Below are 17304 nucleotides of genomic sequence, written 5' to 3' on the forward strand. Positions count from 1 at the left end.
TATGAAATCTTTGACGACCCACTGTCAAACTCACATATTATTGCTGCTGTGCGGGCTGCTAGCCCTGACGGCATTCTCTTGCCAATCACCAGAGGCAGATCAGCAGTCTGAACATATCGCTCGCGTTGGGGACGAATACTTGTCGCTCGAACAGGCAAAGAAGGCGATTCCTCCTTTTATTTATAAAGAGGACAGCGCTGCGGCCCTCGCTCAGTATCGGCAGCAATGGATTCAGCGCAAGTTAGTACTCCGGGAAGCCGATAAAATGAATTTAAGACAGCGGGAAGAGATTCAACAGAGACTGAAACGGGCCCGGGACGAAATTTTACGGGAAGCCCTGCGGATGCATATTATCACGGACGAAATGGATACTACTGTAAGCGATCAAGAGGTAAAAGCTTACTATGATGCAAATAAAGAACATTTCAAGTTAGGTGAACGTTATGTGCAATATCGTCACCTGAAGACCCAAACTATCGAGGATGCCCGGACGGCCAAGCGGGCCCTGCAATCCGGGACATCGTGGGATCAGGTAGCGGATAACTATGCGATGGAGCCTCCAGATGCGATCGAAAATGCCCGGAATTTTCGTCCGATTTCTGAAGTGCTAAACGGTAATGAAATCATGCGCCGTTACCTTCAAACAATGGACATAAATGAAATTTCACCTATCCAGCGAGTAAACGGTGTTTACCAGTTTGTTCAGCTAACCGGCAGACGGGAACAGAATGAGACTGCGGATATGGAGTGGGTCATGGATAAAGTGGAAAACTGGATTATTCTTGATAAAAGGAAGCGAAAGTTCAATTCCTACCTAAAGAATCTTTATCTTAAAGCCGAATCGAATAATGAAATGGATGTTTACGACGTTATACCAACAAAGCATAATTCTAAAAAGACTCTTACAGACAGCCTTGAAAGTAACCCAACAGATGAATAAGATTTATTATATTCTGGTTCTTACGCTCTCACTCGGAATGATCCCTATGCTGGTCCAGGCACAGGAATCCTCCGGTAAAACCGTCGATAAAATTGTTGCTGTCGTTAACGACCATATCATCCTGAAATCTGATGTCGACCAGCAGGTCCGGCAATATATATTGCAGATGCAGCAGCAGCAAAACCGGCAGATTCCTTTTGGCGAGGATATCTGGTACTCTGTTCTCCAAAATATTGTTGACCGGAATATTATGCTGGATCAGGCAAAAAGGGATTCGGTTGAGATTCCCAATCAGCAGGTTGACCAGCAAATCAATCGGCGTATTCAACAATCCATCCAGCAACTGGGCAGTGAAGAAGCGCTCGAACAGCAGATGGGTCAAAGTATTGTCCAGATAAGAGCTGATATGCGGGAGAACTTCCGCGAACAGATGACGGTCCAGCGCCTGCAGCAGCAGAAGCAGCAGGAAGTGCAAATTACCCGTCCCGAAGTCAAAGAATATTTTGAAAGCATCCCGGAAGATTCTCTACCGACCATTCCGGAACAAGTTAGTGTTTCACAGATTGTTCTCACCCCTCCCCCGCTTGAAGATGCCCGCCAGCAGGCACGTAATCTGGCCGAACAACTCCGCGATTCGGTCCTTAACCACGGCAAGACTATTGAGGAGTTAGCAAAACGACACAGTGATGGTCCCTCCGCATCGGACGGTGGTAAACTTCCCCTGATGTCGCTGGACGAATTGGTAGCTGAGTATTCTGCAGCCGCTGCGGCGCTGGAGCCGGGGGAAATTTCCGAGGTTGTAGAGTCTTCGTTCGGCTTTCACGTCATCCGTCTTAACGAACGCGTGGGCGATCAAATTGATACCAATCATATTTTAATTTCCATCGATGAAGAAAGTTATGACGATCAGGCCGCCATCAATCGGCTTGAAGAGTTAAAAGATTCCATACAAACCAATGAGGATGTAACCTTTGCGGATGTTGCGCGCAAGCATTCGGAAGATCCGAATACGGCCCCTCTTGGGGGACGATTGCTAAATCCGGAAACCGGGGAACGAATGCTGGCCCTTGAACAAATGGACCCTGCGCTTTATCGCATCGTACTGTTACTTGAAAATGAAGGAGATATCTCGGAGCCGAAGTCTTTTCAGATGGGACAGAGTAACAACGCCAAACGGGCTTTTCGTATCGTTCGCTTAAATAAGCACGTTGAAGAACATGTGGCTAATTTTGAACAGGATTATGATCGTATCAAGGCCGTGGCGCTACAGGCCAAGCAGCAGCGGATGATCAATTCATGGATTGCGGATCTACGCGATGAGATGTATGTGGAATACAAAATACCGATCCCCGACAAGTACAGGAATATGAGTCTATAGGGGGGATAGATATAGATTGTTTACAGCTATTCCTTATTCCTGTACAGCTGATGCCGTGTGATAATATCAGCCACCGGTGAAGGTACGAGATCGGTGATATCCACTCCGTTTCGCACTTTTTCTCTGATTTCGGAGGAGGAGATATCTACCGGTTGATGAACAACATAATGGGTCTTGCTGCTGATTTCAGGGTCCAGTGTCCCCGGTTGAAAAGAAGGCCGTCGGGCGACCAAAAGTTCGCAGCAGCAGAGAATATCACGCCACTTGTGCCAGGTATGAAAGTGCACAAGCGAGTCCTCGCCCATACACAGATAGAATTTCTTGTCCGGGTGTTGTGCTGTTATATGCTGAAGCGTTTGCAGGGTATAGTAGGGCGGCAAAAGTCGTTTTTCAACATCAGAGACTACAATTTTATCCTTGTCCTTAAATGCACAAGATAACATCTCGAACCGCAGATCATACTCCGTAAATTCCTGCTGTGTCTTATGAGGGGATTCAGGAGTCAGGAGCAGCCAAAGTTCAGATAGGTAAGAGGATTCTACAAATGATCGGGCGATGGAAAGATGTCCGTTATGAACAGGATCAAAACTCCCCCCCAGCAAACCCACCGATTGTTTGAAAGCCCGCATTAATCTAAATTGCTGGTAACAGGACTCTGTTCCTCTTCTTCGGAACTACTACCCTCTCCCAGGTCCGCTAATGCTGCCCGTGCGTCGTCTACATGTTCTTCGGCCTCTGACCGGTACTCGCCTTCGGGAAATAGCTGAACGAAGGTTTCATAGGCGTCAACAGCGCCCTGGTAGCGCTCACGCTGCTTTGACTGAACGCTGCGATCGGCGTACGTAACATACGTGCTTATTTTATCCACAAGAGCTCGCTGGGCCCAGTTCGACTCCGGATAATTCTCAATGGTCAAATCATAATAGACGATAGCCGCTTCATAGCTTTTGGTGCGCCGGTACAGGTTGGCGGAGTAGTAAAGTTTCTTTGCCAGTTTTGAGCGGAGCTCGGTAATATACTGGGCTGCTTCCTTGACCCTTTCGGAATCAGGATACCTGGAGTTGTAGAGCTGAAATTTTTCAATGGCCGTACGGGTATGTTTTTGATCAAGCTTGTAACGGGGACTTAGTTTATAATAACTGTATGCCTCTTTAAAGTGTGCCTCTTCTCGTTTGTCAGCCCGGGGATAGAGCGTGGTATAGCGGGCATATTCCGCGCTGGCAAGCAGGTAGCGTCCGTCATTAAAATACGATTCCGCAAGATAGAACTGAGCTTCCTGCCCATAATCAGTGCCCCTGCCCAGCTCGATAACGGTCTCAAAAGCTTCTGCCGCATCAGAATATTCCCCCGACTGGAACAGGCTCATTGATTTTTTATAAGCTGTCGGCAACGTATCCCCTCGCTGGATCAAATCCTCATTTTTACAGGATATCAAAACAGTTATGGCTACCATTAAACACGAAATTCGAAAAAAAGACGTTGAGTTACTTATCATATCAATAATGTTTTTTTCAATATTCTCTGGAGATCAAACGATTTAAGAGCGTTATAATTTCATTTTTGTAGCATGATTGATCAAAAGTTTCAATCTGCTCCATTGCTTCTTCATAGTATTGCCGGATAACGTTGCGCGTAGTATCAATGACACCCAGTTCATTATACCATTCAATGACTGTTGCCACATCATCATCAGAAGGCTCTTGATCAGCAAGAATTTCAGACAGCCGGTCTTTTTGATCTGCATCACATCGTTGTAACGCAAGAAGGGACAGATATGTTTTCTTTCCTTCTTTAATATCTCCGCCCCGTTGTTTACCAAATTTATCAGGGTCGGCTACCACATCCAGCAAATCATCCTGAATTTGAAAAGCGATACCGGTTTTTTGCCCCACTTTCCTCAGCCGGTCAATCGTCGGTTTAGCGGCTGCGGCTACGGCTCCCCCAATGGCTAACGAGCTACTGATGAGGGCAGCTGTTTTTCCGTCAATCATCTGCAGATATTCCTGAATAGATACCTGTTCCCTTTTTTCAAAATCGAGATCATAGGCTTGTCCTTCGCAAACACGCTGTGCGCTGTCCAGAAAAATATCAAGGATTAAAGCATAATGTTCCTTGGAATAGGCTTCATTATAGCCATAATATTGCAGCTGTTTGAAGGCCTTGGCATACATTGCATCACCGGAAAGAATAGCCGTATTTGCACTCCATTTTTTAAACACGCTGGGTTGGCCCCTGCGCGTGCCGGCAGCATCCATAATATCATCGTGCAGTAACGTAAAGTTATGCAGAAGCTCAATGGCAATAGCTGCAGAAAGGGCCTCTTTTACTTTTCCGCCGGAAAGTCCACAGCCAATGAGTGTCAAGAGGGGACGCACACGCTTGCCCGGTAATCCGAGCGTATACCGCACCGGGTCATAGAGCACTCCGGGCTTTCCCGGCAAATCGATCCGGTTGAGTCCTTCGTCTATAAGATCCGACAGTTCTTGTGGTTCTGTAACTTGCACGTGGATAATACTAAAATTATGAAAGGCCAAATATAAGCATTTTGAGACAAGATGTTACCGCTCGGGATGCTTTAATTTAAGATGGCGCCGTTTAAGTTCGCCTATCTGTTCACATCCGAGCAGGGTCAGAATCATACGAAGCTGGCGCTGCCAGTTGTGATAAAGCGACTCGAGTCCCTCTGTCCCCTTTTCGACAACCGCTGTAATGACGGGCTGGGCTGTAGCCGCAAAGTCAGCTCCCAGGCACAAGGACTTGGCGATGTCCTGGCTCGAGCGAATACCTCCCGAGGCAATAATCTCAAACGGGCGGGTCTCCCCGAGGCCGGTCAGCTGGAGGAGGCAGTCTACGGTGGGGATTCCCCAATCGTCAAACTGGTGCTGTGGGGACCGATTACTTTTGCGTTTATTTTCGACTTTAGCCCAGCTGGTCCCTCCGGCTCCTGCCACATCAATTACTTTCGCCCCGGCCTCCAGCAGCCGCCTGGCAACCTCTCCGGAGATCCCCGCTCCTGTTTCTTTCACTATGAGGGGACGTTCGCATTGCTCAGCCAGGTGGGCAATGCCCTCCTGAATACCTTTGAAGGCACGGTCGCCCTCCGGTTGCATGAGCTCCTGCAGCGGATTCAGATGGACAATAACAGCATCCGCCTCAATAGAATCGATAAGGATCCTCACCTTTTCGTGTGGAAGACCTCCTGCGAGCTGGGCACCTCCGATATTGGCAGCAATAAAAGCGCCGGGAGCACGCTTCCGCACGACAGCAAAGGAAGAGACGGCTTCCGGGTTTTCAAGCAAAATACGCTGGCTCCCCACCCCAAAGGGCAGGTTGTATTCCTCGCAAAACTCGGCGATGATGGCGTTCACCGCCCCGGCGTCGGTGTACCCCCCGGTCATGGAAGAAATAAACAGTGGAAAGGAAAATGAACGCCCCAGCAGGTCCGTCCGGGTGGATATGTCATCCATGTCTACCTCCGGCAGCGCATCATGAACAAATCGATACCGCTCAAAACCGGTTGTCTGTTGATAATCAACCTGGCCCGACGTTGTTAAATCCACATGATCCTTTTTACGTTGTTTAATCGACATAGGGTTGGCCGGATGTTTTTAATTATCATTTTCCGATTTAAGCTACCTGCTTCAATTGTTCGGTCTCTTATTTGGTCTCCTCTATTCTCTTCAGAAATTACCTCCTTCCCCTCTTTTTGTACTGATTCATACGTTATTCATTTTTAAAAGCCATAAACGCAAGGATTGTTGCCAGGAGTATAGAACCGATAGCTCCCACTAATATGGTGGTCATAGCAACCTCATGGTCCAGCAGCCAGCCTATCATAAACGGGCTCAAGGCGGTACTGAACACCATCAAAGAAGAAAACAGGGAGCGTACCGTACCAATCACTTTCTCCCCGTACAGTTCAGCCCAGAGAGCTGATTTGATATTGCTGCCCATTCCCATCGTCACTCCCAGCAGTCCCATATACAGGAAAGCTGACCACGATCCGGGATGAAACCAGGCAATCATTAACCCGGCACCAAAAGGTAACAAATAAAAGGGAAATAACGTATCGGCGCTCCACCGGTCAATAAGCGGCCCCACCCCCAGGGAACTTACAATACGGGTCCCCGCAAAAGCCACAAAAGCGGTGGCCAGCAGCCCGGATGTCCATCCCAGCTGTTCGGCGATGGAGATTTGGTACAGAAAGAGAGCCGTTGCCCAGAATGCGGGCAACAATACAGCGGGGACCAGCAGCCAAAATTGTGAGTCGCTCAAAATACGTTGATAAAACTTTTTTGAATCCCCGGAGTCTGTATCACCGTTTTTCAATTCATCCAGCCGGCTGGTGTGTGATTCATTAAGCACCAGCTGTATAAACGGTATGAAAAGCAGGGCAATAACTACCGCAAAGGCCGCCCAGGTCATACGCCAGCTTAATATCGAAAGCATACCGGCCACAATGAGCGGGAATATGCCCTCTCCCATCGGATATCCCAGACTGGATATGCTGAGAGCTTTCCCTCGTTCATGTATGAAGTACCTCGCCATCGCTGTCTGTGCGGTATGGGAACTCAGTCCCTGTCCCGAAAGCCTCAGAAGTAAAAGGGCGACAAACAGCAACGCGACATGCCACGACAAGGCCAGTGTAACACTGGCAGTAAGAAGGCCTATCGCCACATACATGCCATATTGTTTCAAAGGCAGGTGATCGATCAATCGGCCCAGATAGGGAAGAATGGCCGCACTGCCAAGCGTGGCAACAGAATACAGGGAGCCAAAGCCGGCATTCGACAGGTTGAAATCCTTTAAAAAATAGGGGACAAATAGTGAGATCAGAAATGTCTGTCCGAAACTGGAAAAAAAGGTAAAAGAAAGACCGAAGGTCAAAATACGCTTTTCCCGGAGAACAAAACTCAGGTAATTCACAAAAAAATGGGTGTCAGTGTTTTTTAGAGTGATCCAAATTATTACAGCACGGAAAATACGGCTGATTCAGATGAAATTAAACTTCTTTCCCAAATAAAAAGTTCGGGGCAGGGTAATTATCTTGAGGTGCGGGTTTAGTCGCGGCGGGTATAATTGTTATTTGCGACTTTTTTCAGCGATTCGCCCGTGAGCCTGAAGGTCGTCCATTCATCCATGGGATGAGCGTCCAACGCGTGATAAAACTCAATGGCGTGCGTATTCCAATCCAGGACCACCCATTCCAGGCGCGCGCAATTACGATCGATAGCCAATTGTGCAAGGTACCCGAGCAGCGTGGTTCCGATTCCTTTGCCCCGGAAGTCAGCCATAACATACAGGTCTTCCAGATGTATACCGGGTTTGCCCATAAAGGTAGAGAAATTATGAAAAAAGAGGGCAAATCCCACCGGTTGATCGTGGTAATAAGCCAACAATACTTCGGCATACCGCTGTTCGCCGAACAGGTTTTTCTGCAGTTGCTCCCCGGTTGCAACCACTTGATCCGACATGTTTTCGTACTCAGCAAGGCGCCGAATGAAATCGAGTATGAGGGGGACATCCTCTTCTTCGGCAAAACGGAGGTAGCAGTCTGGCAGGTCAGTTTTTATTTTTTTGCACATCTGAGGTTACCGGCTTTCCTTTTTTATTGTTGACGATATCCCATTCACATAATTGCCCACCATATCAATTTCTTTTGCAAGCTCAGAACCCTTAAATCCCGTGATATCTGCATTGGAGATATGCTGGTTATAAAATTTCAAATATTGGCTTGCCAGCGGAAGGTATGACCAGTGCCATTTTTCTTCATTGTATCCCGTGCGACCGTTCAGGCTTTTATCCGTGTAAGGCTGGTAAAACCCAAAATCGTTCGCGTGAGCCTTTAGCCATTCATATTCTTTCCTGCCCTGTCCGCTCTCAAAATAGCTGTTGTTTAAATCATTGAGGTCGATATCGGTGCCCCAGTGGTGACGGGAGGTCATCGGCATAGAGCTGTATTCCAGGATCTCAAGTGCCTTATCCAAATCAGAATCAGCGGTCGAGTTATTCCACTTTCGGTCCCAGATCGATTTTTGATAGTCAAAATTACGGGTGCCCGAGATAAGGGTAAACGTAATTCCGTCCGCCTTTGCACTGTCGGCCATCGCCTTGAAAGCTTCATAGGTTTTCTCATGCAGATATATTTCCTTGTCGGCATACTGTGAATCAACCCGCACAAAATCGTCATGGGTTTCGAAATCAAACTGGCCGGTTACAAATTCTATGGAGGTATCGACCTGCAGAGTATCCTTATTTGTGGCTTCCGCCGCTTGCACGGTTTGTGCTTGCTGATCATTCGAAGACGACTTGTCTGAGCTGCAGCTGATCATTAGCGTGAGAAAGAGAAACAAGATTATTCTCATAAATTAGGGGTTGATTTAATTAATTAATTAATTAAGCTGTTTTTTTTTGCTTTTTACTCGTAATCCTGGAAGGTTGATTTGGTAGAAACAGGCACGCAAGAGCCTCAATGAATAACAGAAATTATCACAATTCCTCTATAAACTTGCCGTAAATCCAGCCGGTGATATCGTCATTGGTGTGGATCTTATACCATTTTTGTCCACTCATCGCCTCTATATTATCCTTGCTGATCATGGCTTCGGTGGCACCATAGTCGGGCGTGGAAAAGGATGCGCGAACGGAATCGCTGCGGTCGGACAGAATTCTGACGGCTTTTCCCTCCGGCAGCGAGACCTGATTTCCATTTTTTACGATGACAACATCACGCTTTAAAATAGCTTCTTTACTGTTGCCGGAGTTATACTGGTCAAGGATTTGAACAACCGTTCCCTCCTTTGCAACAACGCCGGCTGAGGGCGATTCGGTGGTGTGGTCACTTCGGATAATGACATTTGATCCCGTTACGCGTCCCTTTGTGGCCATATTGGCCGATGATATCTGATTGAGCTTGCTCTGAGCATCGGTCCGAAACGCTCCGTCGGGAAATTCTTCGAGATACGTCTCAAATGCTTCGGCGGTCGAGTCGTCTTTAATGACGTCCCAATAGCGGTTGTCAGCTTGTTTTTGGGCTTCCTCAAGGTGCTCGCCCTCCGGGTTGTCTTCGATATACGACTGGTAGGCTTCGTACGTATCAGCTTGTCGGGCCTCCTCCCAGGTCATAGAGCCGCTGCAGCCCGTTATAAAACCCAGACCGGCAATTGTAAATACCAGAACAACCACGGCTATGCGAGAAAATGTAGCGTACATCGGATTGATTCTTCTTTTGATAGTGATATGGAGTGCCTGTTTGAGTTAATATTATTGAGAGAGCATTTTAAATAAAAAATGAGGGGAATAAAAATAGTAAAACGATAAGTCTTTCATCACAGATGCTCCCCCCCTGAAAGTTGTATTATAGAGAGTTACGGAACATATACAAAAACGCTATGTGCCTATCTTGCGTGTCGTTCAGCGCAGGTGTAAATCTTGTCGCTAAATCATATAACTTCCCCCGTTAATATGGAAGGTCGAACCCGTCATATGAGGCACTTTACCCGATGCCAGAAAAGCCACAAGCTCCCCCACTTCTTCAGGCGAGGTAATCTGGTCAAAGGACATGCCCTGTGTTAAATATTTTTCACCGTAGATCTCAGTCGAATCACTGACCATATCCGTTTGCGTAAAGCCGGGTGCTATCGAATAGGCCGATATGCCGTGCTCGCCAAAATCTCGGGCTACACTTTTAGTGAACGCAACCAATCCCCCTTTGGATGCGGCGTAGGAAGCAAACTCCTGGGTATCACCGCGGTAGGCCGCCCGTGATGCAATATTAATAAGGATACCCTCCCCGGTGTTCATCCCCTCCCGTTGCCAGCGATTGAGCGCCCACTTGGAGAGCAGCGCCGGAGCGCGGAGGTTTACCTGCATTGTTCGGTCCCAGGTTTGCAGCCACCGATCATCGCCGGCAGACATATCAGCATCTTCAGAGATTCCTGCGTTGTTGATGAGCACCATCGGTGCTTTTTCCCGGTCAAAAACAGGTTTCAAGAGCGTCCTCATCTGTTCAGTTCGGGCAAGATCGACATGCAGACCCTCAAAATTCTTGTGTTTTGCAAAGGTTGCGGGAAAAACCGAACTACGGGCAGTCCCTATAACCCTGTTTCCCTCCTGCAGCAACGCCTGTACTATGCTTTTGCCTATTCCCCGGGATGCTCCCGTTACTAAAGCATTAACTTCCGAATTGCCCATCATTTCCTATCTGGTTAAACATTATCCTGAATACAAAAAATCTGTTTTCAACATTGTTAAAGGAATGGGATAATCCCCTGGGCCAAAAAAGGCTAACTAAAACCTCACGTCGGACCAAGTCGCGAATAACAAACTTATATGCAATAACTCAGTTTCGGTAGACCGGAACGTTGGAGCAGGCCTCACCATACATCAGTTTTTTGACGTGGGGTATAAGTCTTTGAGTAGCATAGAGATAAATGCTATCCGGTACGGGTCGTTCTTCGTCGCTGCACCCCTTCAGGATAACAAATTTACCGGCATATTGACTCCAATCAACTGGTTCTAATTGTCGGCGGTAGAGTTCATGGATAATCTCATTCGGGCGACCTTTAAAGACCTCCTTCGCGAACGGGGTCAAATGCCGGCCTACCAGCATATAGGCCCATTTGGAAAGAATAGCGTCCGTCGAGCAATAAACGCAGACATACTTGTCCCCGTACTGGCTCCAATCGTATTCCTTAAGCGCCTCCCGGAACTCTTTCTCTTTCAGAATCAGTCCTTTGAACAAAAACTGTTTCAAATCCAGGCCTGCCCGGGGCGTGGAATCAAAATACTTCTGCAAATCAATCGTTACAAGCCTGTCTGATTGCTTTATCTTGTTAACAATCTCGCCATGGGTATCTGTAGCCATAACCAATTTATACTGAAAATGATTCTCCGCAAGAACATGTTCTCGTGGCATTCGGATTTTCAAAATGGAAGCCCTGCCCCTCCAGTCCCTCGGTATAGTCCAATTCTGTTCCGGACAGGTACAGGAAACTACGCATATCCACAATCAGGTTAATACCGTTGTCCCTGAATTCCTGATCTTCCGAAGATTCGGATTCATCGGTCCGTGAGTCGAAATTCAGGTCATAAGTCAGCCCCGAACAACCTCCGCTTACCACTCCAACACGCAGTTTGGCATCTTCCGGGAGATGTTGTTCACTCTGAATTTCCTTGATACGTCGTGCGGCACGGTCGCTAACAGTAATAGACATATGTTATTAATTTCCTCTGGTCTACTTAAACAGAAACAACTTGTATCTCAGGATCGACGCGCTTAACCATGCTTTCGATCGCATAGAGCGTTCCACTGGTGGCAGTGGGACACGTACCGCAGGCTCCCTGGTAGTGAACCTTTAACCGGTTGCCATCGAGCCCGAGAATTTTGAGTCCGCCGCCGTCGGCCAGCAGATAGGGTCGTACCTGCTCATCCAGCATCTTGTTAATTTCTACCAGGCGGGGGTCGTCACTTTCCTGCACCTCCCTGGTGGCATGAACTTCATCATCTTCCACCGCGTCTGTTTGCGCTTTAGCCTCGCGAATGGGCGGTGCCAGCTTACGAAGCAGTTCCGACCATACGGCTTCCCCGTCCTGGGTAACCGTCACGTATTTATCCACGTAATAAACATTGATTACATGATCGATGGCGAAAAGCGCAGAAGCCAGCTCATCACCTTCAGCCTGGCTACTGTCCTCAAAAGATTTTGTTACACCATTTGTTAGCGCTTCACCCAATACAAATCGCATTGCATCGGGATTTGGAGTGCGTTCAATTTCTTTAATCTTTGGCATAGCTTTTTATTTTATTTGGAACAGTAGTTACATTGTTTAGAACGAATATAAATAAAATATAGTTTCTAACGAAATACTATTATTTTAAGAGACAGGAATGGTCGTTCAGAAAAAATCTTTTGCACGCTTAACCCCTTCGGTCAGACGATCAATATCCTCTTCATTATTATAAAAAGAAAGAGAAGCGCGAGCGGTACCAGGAATATCAAAACGGCGCATTGCCGGCTGCGCGCAATGATGGCCGGTTCGAACAGCGATTCCCTGCTGGTCCAGGATGGTACCGATGTCTGTCGCATGGATGTCATCAAATACAAAAGAGATAACCGACGCTTTGTGCTCGGAGGTACCGATGATACGGAGACCCTCTATGGAAAGCAGTCGGCTGGTAGCATACTCCAGAAGTTCTTGTTCGCGGCGGGCAATATGCTCCATGCCGATACCGGTCAGGTAATCGATCGCGGCACCCAGCCCGATACCCGCTACAATAGGCGGCGTTCCGGCCTCAAACTTATAAGGCAGCTTATTGTAAGTCGTTCCATCGAAGGAAACTTTATCAATCATATCGCCGCCTGAGCGGTACGGGGGCATCGCATCAAGGTACTTTTCCTTGCCGTAGAGGATACCAAAACCCGTGGGACCGCACATTTTGTGGGAAGAAAAAGCATAGAAGTCGACATCCAGTTCTTGTACATCCACAGAGCCGTGCGGTACCGCCTGTGCCCCGTCCACCAATACCGGGATGTCGTGTTTATGGGCTTCCTCGACTATCTGTTTCACCGGGTGAACGGTTCCCAGCGCATTCGAAACGTGGCCTATGGCCACAATCGCAGTCCGCTCGCTGAGCAATTCAAGGTATTGCTGCCAAATGAGCTCGCCGCTGTCATCAACGGGGATTACGCGGATAGCGGCGCCGTGCTTTTCAGCGGCAATTTGCCAGGGCACAATATTCGCATGATGCTCGATCTCTGAAAGGATGATCTCATCGCCGTCGGACAAAAATTCCTCGCAGAAGCTGTGGGCGACCAGATTGATACCATCGGTAGTGCCGGTGGTATAGATTACCTCATGCTCGTGCTCCGCGTTGATAAGCCGCTGCGCTTTGGTACGTGTGGCCTCATAAGCATCGGTCGCCTTCTGACTCAGGTGGTGGATGCCGCGGTGCACGTTGGCATGCTCTCGGCGATGGTACTGATCCATCCGATCGGCGACCACGGAAGGCATCTGGCTGGAGGCCGCATTATCCAGGTAGACCAGCGGATTCCCCCTGACCTCTTCCCGGAGAACCGGAAAGTCGGCCCGTATGCGGTCAAAATCGACCGTGTCAGTCGGTATGGCGGAAGCAGCCTTGCCCATATATATGATTATTGTTAAGTCGTAAGTTGAGAATCTAATTGACGCTCGGTATACCTGTGCACCTCATCCACCAGCAACTTTTGCACAGAATCCACCGTAATATTTTCGATAGTCTCGAGTGCGAAGGCGTAAATGAGCAGCTCGCGGGCCTGCTGGTCGTTCAGGCCGCGGCTTTTAAGATAAAAGACCTCATCCTCTTCCAGCTGACCAACGGTGGCGCCGTGGGTGCAAACTACGTCATCGGCAAAAATCTCAAGCTGAGGCTTGGTATTGACCAGCCCTTTGCGGGAGAGCAGTAGATTCCTGTTCTCCTGGAAGGAGTCGATTTTCTGGGCATCCTTGCGGACAAAAATCTTACCATTGAATACCGAGTGAGCCTTCCCGTTGATAACGCATTTATGCAGCTGGTGACTGTCGGCATGGGAGAATCGGTGATCCATCACCGAATGGGTATCCGAAACCTGTTCCCCGTCAATCAATACCAGTCCGTCAACCGTGAATTCCACTTCTTCATCCCGCTGCGAAATACGCGGTTCATTTCGGGAAAGCTTGGCGCCCCGTGTTATCGTATACGACTCATAATTAGCGTGCCTGGCCACAGACGCACCCGTACGGGCGATATGTATGGCCTTCTTACTTTCGCGCTGGATCTTCGTATGCTTCACGTAGGCCTCTTCCTCCAGGTTGACCTCAAAAACGGGAAGATTAAAATACTTGTTGTCACCCAGTCCGATGTAGTCTTCTACAATCGTAACCTCAGAGCCTGCATCCGCCAGTACCAGGCTCCGGGAAGTTGAAAAATAATTAACATCCGCATCCGTCTGGACAAACAACAGGTGCACAGGCACCTCTACCTTCAGATTTTCGGGGACATGAATAAATACGCCATCATCCAGAAAAGCCGCATTGAAAGAAGAAAATACATCTCCCTCAAAATTACCGTACTTGCCCAGGTGTTCCTCGATCAGCGGATGGTCGTCCGCGGTAAGGTCGGCCAGGTTGCCTATTTCGACTTCCTCAGGCAATGCTTCGGTCGAAGAATGCTCCCTGGAAAATGTCCCGTTCACAAAGACCATGCGTGCTCCCTTGCTTTCCGGTAAGTAGTGGTCACTGATATCCGGAAGTGAGACGTCCACCGTGGCCGCTAATTCATAGTCTTCGGAATACAGCTCACGCAGACTGATAAACCGCCAGTCTTCATCCTTTTTGTGAGGAAAAGGCGTATTCCGAACCTCATCAGCAGCCTTGAGGCGAACTTTGTCCAAAAATTGCGATTTACCGTTCAATGATCCCTGGAAATCCAGCAGATCTTGCAGAAAAGTTTGTTTCGTTTGCTTTAATGTAGTCATTTCCTTAATTCTGTTCACCGTTTACAGATACAGATGCTGTGTCAGATAACCAGTCATAACCCTGATCTTCAAGCTTGACAGCCAGGTCCTTATCACCGGATTTGGCAATTCTGCCGTCAATCATCACGTGCACATAGTCGGGCTCAATATAATCCAATATACGCTGGTAGTGGGTCACCATAACCACCGCCCGGTCCTCATCGGCAATCTGGTTGATGCCATTGGCTACTATTTTCAGGGCATCGATATCGAGACCCGAATCGGTTTCATCCAGGAAAGATAGTCTCGGATTCAACACGGCCATCTGGAAAATTTCATTGCGTTTCTTTTCGCCACCGCTGAACCCGGCATTCACGCTGCGATCCATAAACTCTTTTTTCATATCAACCAGCTCGAGTTTCTCCGCGGCATAGTCTTCAAATTCGATCGGGTCCAGCTCTTCCCTGCCCTGCTCTTTGGCAATCGTATTATACGCCTGGCGAAGCAGGTTCTTGTTGGTCACTCCCGGAACTTCCACAGGATACTGGAAAGCCAGGAAAATACCTTTGTGAGCGCGTTCATCGGGATCCAGATCCAGGATACTTTCTCCTTCAAAAAGAATGTCCCCCTGCGTAACCTCATAGGCCTCGTGTCCCGCCACCACTTTAGACAGGGTACTCTTTCCGCTTCCGTTGGGACCCATGATGGCATGGATTTCCCCCTTATTGATTGTCAGGTTAACACCTTTCAGGATCTTTTCTGACGGATCCTCTTCAACACATACATGTAAATCTTTGATTTCTAACACGTTAATCTATTCCTCTGTATAATTTATTTAATAGTTTGAAAATGATTTGCAAGATGGATGTTCTACATTATCCGACACTGCCTTCAAGTTTAATACCCAGCAGCTTGTCCGCCTCAACGGCAAACTCCATCGGCAGCTCTTTCAGCACTTCTTTACAAAAGCCGTTGACGATCAGTGAAATAGCGTCATCTTCATCCATGCCGCGCTGCTGCAGGTAAAAGATCTGATCCTCTCCCACGCGGCTGGTGCTGGCTTCATGCTCTACCTTGGCGGTGGGGTTTGCCGATTCAATATACGGAAAGGTATGAGCCCCACAGGTTTGCCCGATCAACATCGAGTCGCATACCGAATAGTTCTGAGCGCCGTCCGCACGGGGACTGATTTTTACCTGCCCCCGGTAGCTGTTATTTGACTTACCGGCGGAAATACCCTTGGATATAATCGTGCTCTTGGTATTTTTTCCGACATGAATCATTTTGGTGCCCGTATCGGCCTGCTGGCGATTATTGGTAACCGCAACGGAGAAGAATTCGCCAATGGAATTATCCCCCTGCATTATGACGCTGGGATACTTCCAGGTAATAGCCGAACCCGTTTCGACCTGGGTCCATGAGATCTTGGAGTTATCTCCCCGGCAGTGTCCCCGTTTGGTTACAAAGTTGAAAATACCGCCCTGCCCTTCTTCGTCACCGGAATACCAGTTCTGAATGGTAGAGTACTTGATTTCGGCATTTTCCAGCGCAACCAGTTCCACGACGGCAGCGTGCAGTTGGTTTTCCTGGTACATGGGGGCGGTACAGCCTTCGAGGTAGCTGACCTGGCTGTTATCCTCGCAAATAATGAGCGTACGTTCAAACTGTCCCGACTGCATGTTGTTAATACGAAAATAGGTGGAAAGCTCCATCGGGCAGATCGTATCTTTGGGAACGTATACAAAGGATCCGTCGGAGAATACCGCTGAGTTGAGAGCTGCGTAGAAGTTGTCGCCCTTCGGCACCACCGATCCCATATATTCTTTTACCAGCTCGGGATGATTCTGAATGGCCTCCGAAATAGAACAGAAGATGACCCCTGCCTCGCCAAGTTTTTCTTTAAAGGTCGTAAAGATCGATTCACTGTCGAATACGGCATCAACCGCAATCCCCTGCAGCTGCTTCTGTTCCTGCAGCGGAATGCCCAGCTTCTCATAAGTTTCAATTATTTCGGGATCGACGTCTTCCAGGCTTTCGGGTTTCTTACCGTTGCCCTTCTTTTTCGTGGCTGAGTAGTACTGGACATTATCAAAATCAGGAGTCTCATATTCCACGTTCGGCCAGTCGGGTTCCTCCATCTGAGTCCACTTTTCATATGCTTCCAGACGGAATTCCGTAACCCACTCTGGCTCATTTTTCCGGCGGGAGATCTCGCGGATGATATCTTCATTTATTCCCTTGGGAAATTCTTCATACTCAACATCGGTAGTAAAGCCGTACTTGTACTCACCACCGACCATCGATTCAAGTGCTTCAGTTTCACTCATAAGTTGACTGCGGTTATTTTAGGATGCTGTGCTCTTCTTATTTGTTATGAAAACAGTAGATCAAACAGGTTCGTTCAAAATTAACTTAGACCAAGTCTAAAAACAGGTCCGGTAATCCTTTGCGGGACGACTTATTTTAAGGTCCCTCACAGGCTGATAATATAAGCAAACTTACAAGCAAGGTAA

At 48.1% G+C, this 17304-nt stretch carries 18 protein-coding genes; 2 read left to right on the top strand and 16 right to left on the bottom strand.

The genetic code is table 11. The features are described 5' to 3' along the window. Position 1: 1 nt before the first annotated feature. Together BUB16_RS10315 and BUB16_RS10320 are read left to right on the top strand one after the other, a co-directional pair. Positions 2 to 940, top strand: coding sequence for a peptidyl-prolyl cis-trans isomerase (locus BUB16_RS10315; protein WP_084088188.1), 939 nt, complete (start codon positions 2 to 4; stop codon positions 938 to 940). After that, positions 933 to 2318 carry a peptidylprolyl isomerase gene (locus BUB16_RS10320; RefSeq protein ID WP_073063338.1) on the top strand — a complete coding sequence of 462 codons (1386 nt, stop codon included), beginning with the start codon at positions 933 to 935 and terminating at the stop codon, positions 2316 to 2318. Before BUB16_RS10315 ends, BUB16_RS10320 begins: the two co-directional genes overlap by 8 nt. A gap of 26 nt (positions 2319 to 2344) precedes the next feature. On the opposite strand, the gene nadD is transcribed toward BUB16_RS10320, so the two are convergent. The 16 genes from nadD to sufB all read right to left on the bottom strand — a co-directional run bounded on the left by nadD (position 2345) and on the right by sufB (position 17118). After that, the gene (gene nadD / locus BUB16_RS10325; protein ID WP_073063341.1) at positions 2345 to 2947 is read right to left on the bottom strand and encodes a nicotinate (nicotinamide) nucleotide adenylyltransferase; all 603 of its coding nucleotides are present in this window, start codon (positions 2945 to 2947) and stop codon (positions 2345 to 2347) included. Further along, positions 2947 to 3813 (bottom strand): outer membrane protein assembly factor BamD, encoded by an 867-nt coding sequence (locus BUB16_RS10330; protein WP_073063345.1) that lies wholly within the window; start codon positions 3811 to 3813, stop codon positions 2947 to 2949. Before BUB16_RS10330 ends, nadD begins: the two co-directional genes overlap by 1 nt. A 16-nt stretch (positions 3814 to 3829) precedes the next feature. Continuing rightward, entirely contained in the window at positions 3830 to 4822 is a 993-nt protein-coding gene (locus BUB16_RS10335) for a polyprenyl synthetase family protein (RefSeq protein WP_073063479.1), read from the bottom strand. A gap of 54 nt (positions 4823 to 4876) precedes the next feature. Continuing rightward, the gene (gene fni, locus BUB16_RS10340) at positions 4877 to 5908 is read right to left on the bottom strand and encodes a type 2 isopentenyl-diphosphate Delta-isomerase (protein WP_073063348.1); all 1032 of its coding nucleotides are present in this window, start codon (positions 5906 to 5908) and stop codon (positions 4877 to 4879) included. Between the two features lie 133 nt (positions 5909 to 6041). Then, positions 6042 to 7244 (bottom strand): MFS transporter, encoded by a 1203-nt coding sequence (locus BUB16_RS10345; RefSeq protein ID WP_073063350.1) that lies wholly within the window; start codon positions 7242 to 7244, stop codon positions 6042 to 6044. 134 nt (positions 7245 to 7378) lie between these two features. Beyond that, the gene (locus BUB16_RS10350) at positions 7379 to 7903 is read right to left on the bottom strand and encodes a GNAT family N-acetyltransferase (protein ID WP_073063353.1); all 525 of its coding nucleotides are present in this window, start codon (positions 7901 to 7903) and stop codon (positions 7379 to 7381) included. 6 nt (positions 7904 to 7909) lie between these two features. Further along, on the bottom strand, positions 7910 to 8683 hold the full coding sequence (locus BUB16_RS10355) for a M15 family metallopeptidase (RefSeq protein ID WP_073063356.1): 774 nt from the start codon (positions 8681 to 8683) through the stop codon (positions 7910 to 7912). 124 nt (positions 8684 to 8807) lie between these two features. Beyond that, positions 8808 to 9530 carry an SH3 domain-containing protein gene (locus tag BUB16_RS10360; protein WP_073063358.1) on the bottom strand — a complete coding sequence of 241 codons (723 nt, stop codon included), beginning with the start codon at positions 9528 to 9530 and terminating at the stop codon, positions 8808 to 8810. A gap of 225 nt (positions 9531 to 9755) precedes the next feature. Further along, positions 9756 to 10514 carry an SDR family NAD(P)-dependent oxidoreductase gene (locus BUB16_RS10365; protein ID WP_073063362.1) on the bottom strand — a complete coding sequence of 253 codons (759 nt, stop codon included), beginning with the start codon at positions 10512 to 10514 and terminating at the stop codon, positions 9756 to 9758. A 145-nt stretch (positions 10515 to 10659) separates the two neighbouring features. Continuing rightward, on the bottom strand, positions 10660 to 11184 hold the full coding sequence (locus tag BUB16_RS10370; RefSeq protein ID WP_073063482.1) for a DUF2480 family protein: 525 nt from the start codon (positions 11182 to 11184) through the stop codon (positions 10660 to 10662). 7 nt (positions 11185 to 11191) lie between these two features. Continuing rightward, positions 11192 to 11533 carry a HesB/IscA family protein gene (locus BUB16_RS10375; protein ID WP_073063366.1) on the bottom strand — a complete coding sequence of 114 codons (342 nt, stop codon included), beginning with the start codon at positions 11531 to 11533 and terminating at the stop codon, positions 11192 to 11194. Positions 11534 to 11558: 25 nt separating this feature from the next. Further along, complete coding sequence (locus BUB16_RS10380; protein ID WP_073063369.1) at positions 11559 to 12110, bottom strand: NifU family protein; 552 nt, start codon at positions 12108 to 12110, stop codon at positions 11559 to 11561. Positions 12111 to 12215: 105 nt separating this feature from the next. Beyond that, positions 12216 to 13463: an aminotransferase class V-fold PLP-dependent enzyme gene (locus BUB16_RS10385; RefSeq protein WP_073063373.1), complete on the bottom strand. Its 1248-nt coding sequence runs from the start codon at positions 13461 to 13463 to the stop codon at positions 12216 to 12218. Between the two features lie 14 nt (positions 13464 to 13477). Further along, positions 13478 to 14812, bottom strand: coding sequence for a Fe-S cluster assembly protein SufD (sufD, locus tag BUB16_RS10390; protein WP_073063376.1), 1335 nt, complete (start codon positions 14810 to 14812; stop codon positions 13478 to 13480). Positions 14813 to 14816: 4 nt separating this feature from the next. Continuing rightward, positions 14817 to 15599, bottom strand: a complete 783-nt coding sequence (sufC, locus tag BUB16_RS10395) for a Fe-S cluster assembly ATPase SufC (RefSeq protein ID WP_073063379.1) — start codon at positions 15597 to 15599, stop codon at positions 14817 to 14819. 67 nt (positions 15600 to 15666) lie between these two features. Then, positions 15667 to 17118 carry a Fe-S cluster assembly protein SufB gene (sufB, locus tag BUB16_RS10400; protein ID WP_073063381.1) on the bottom strand — a complete coding sequence of 484 codons (1452 nt, stop codon included), beginning with the start codon at positions 17116 to 17118 and terminating at the stop codon, positions 15667 to 15669. Positions 17119 to 17304 lie beyond the last annotated feature (186 nt).

Origin of the sequence: Fodinibius roseus (assembly GCF_900129315.1) — a bacterium.
GTDB classification, from domain to species: Bacteria; Bacteroidota; Rhodothermia; order Balneolales; family Balneolaceae; genus Fodinibius; species Fodinibius roseus.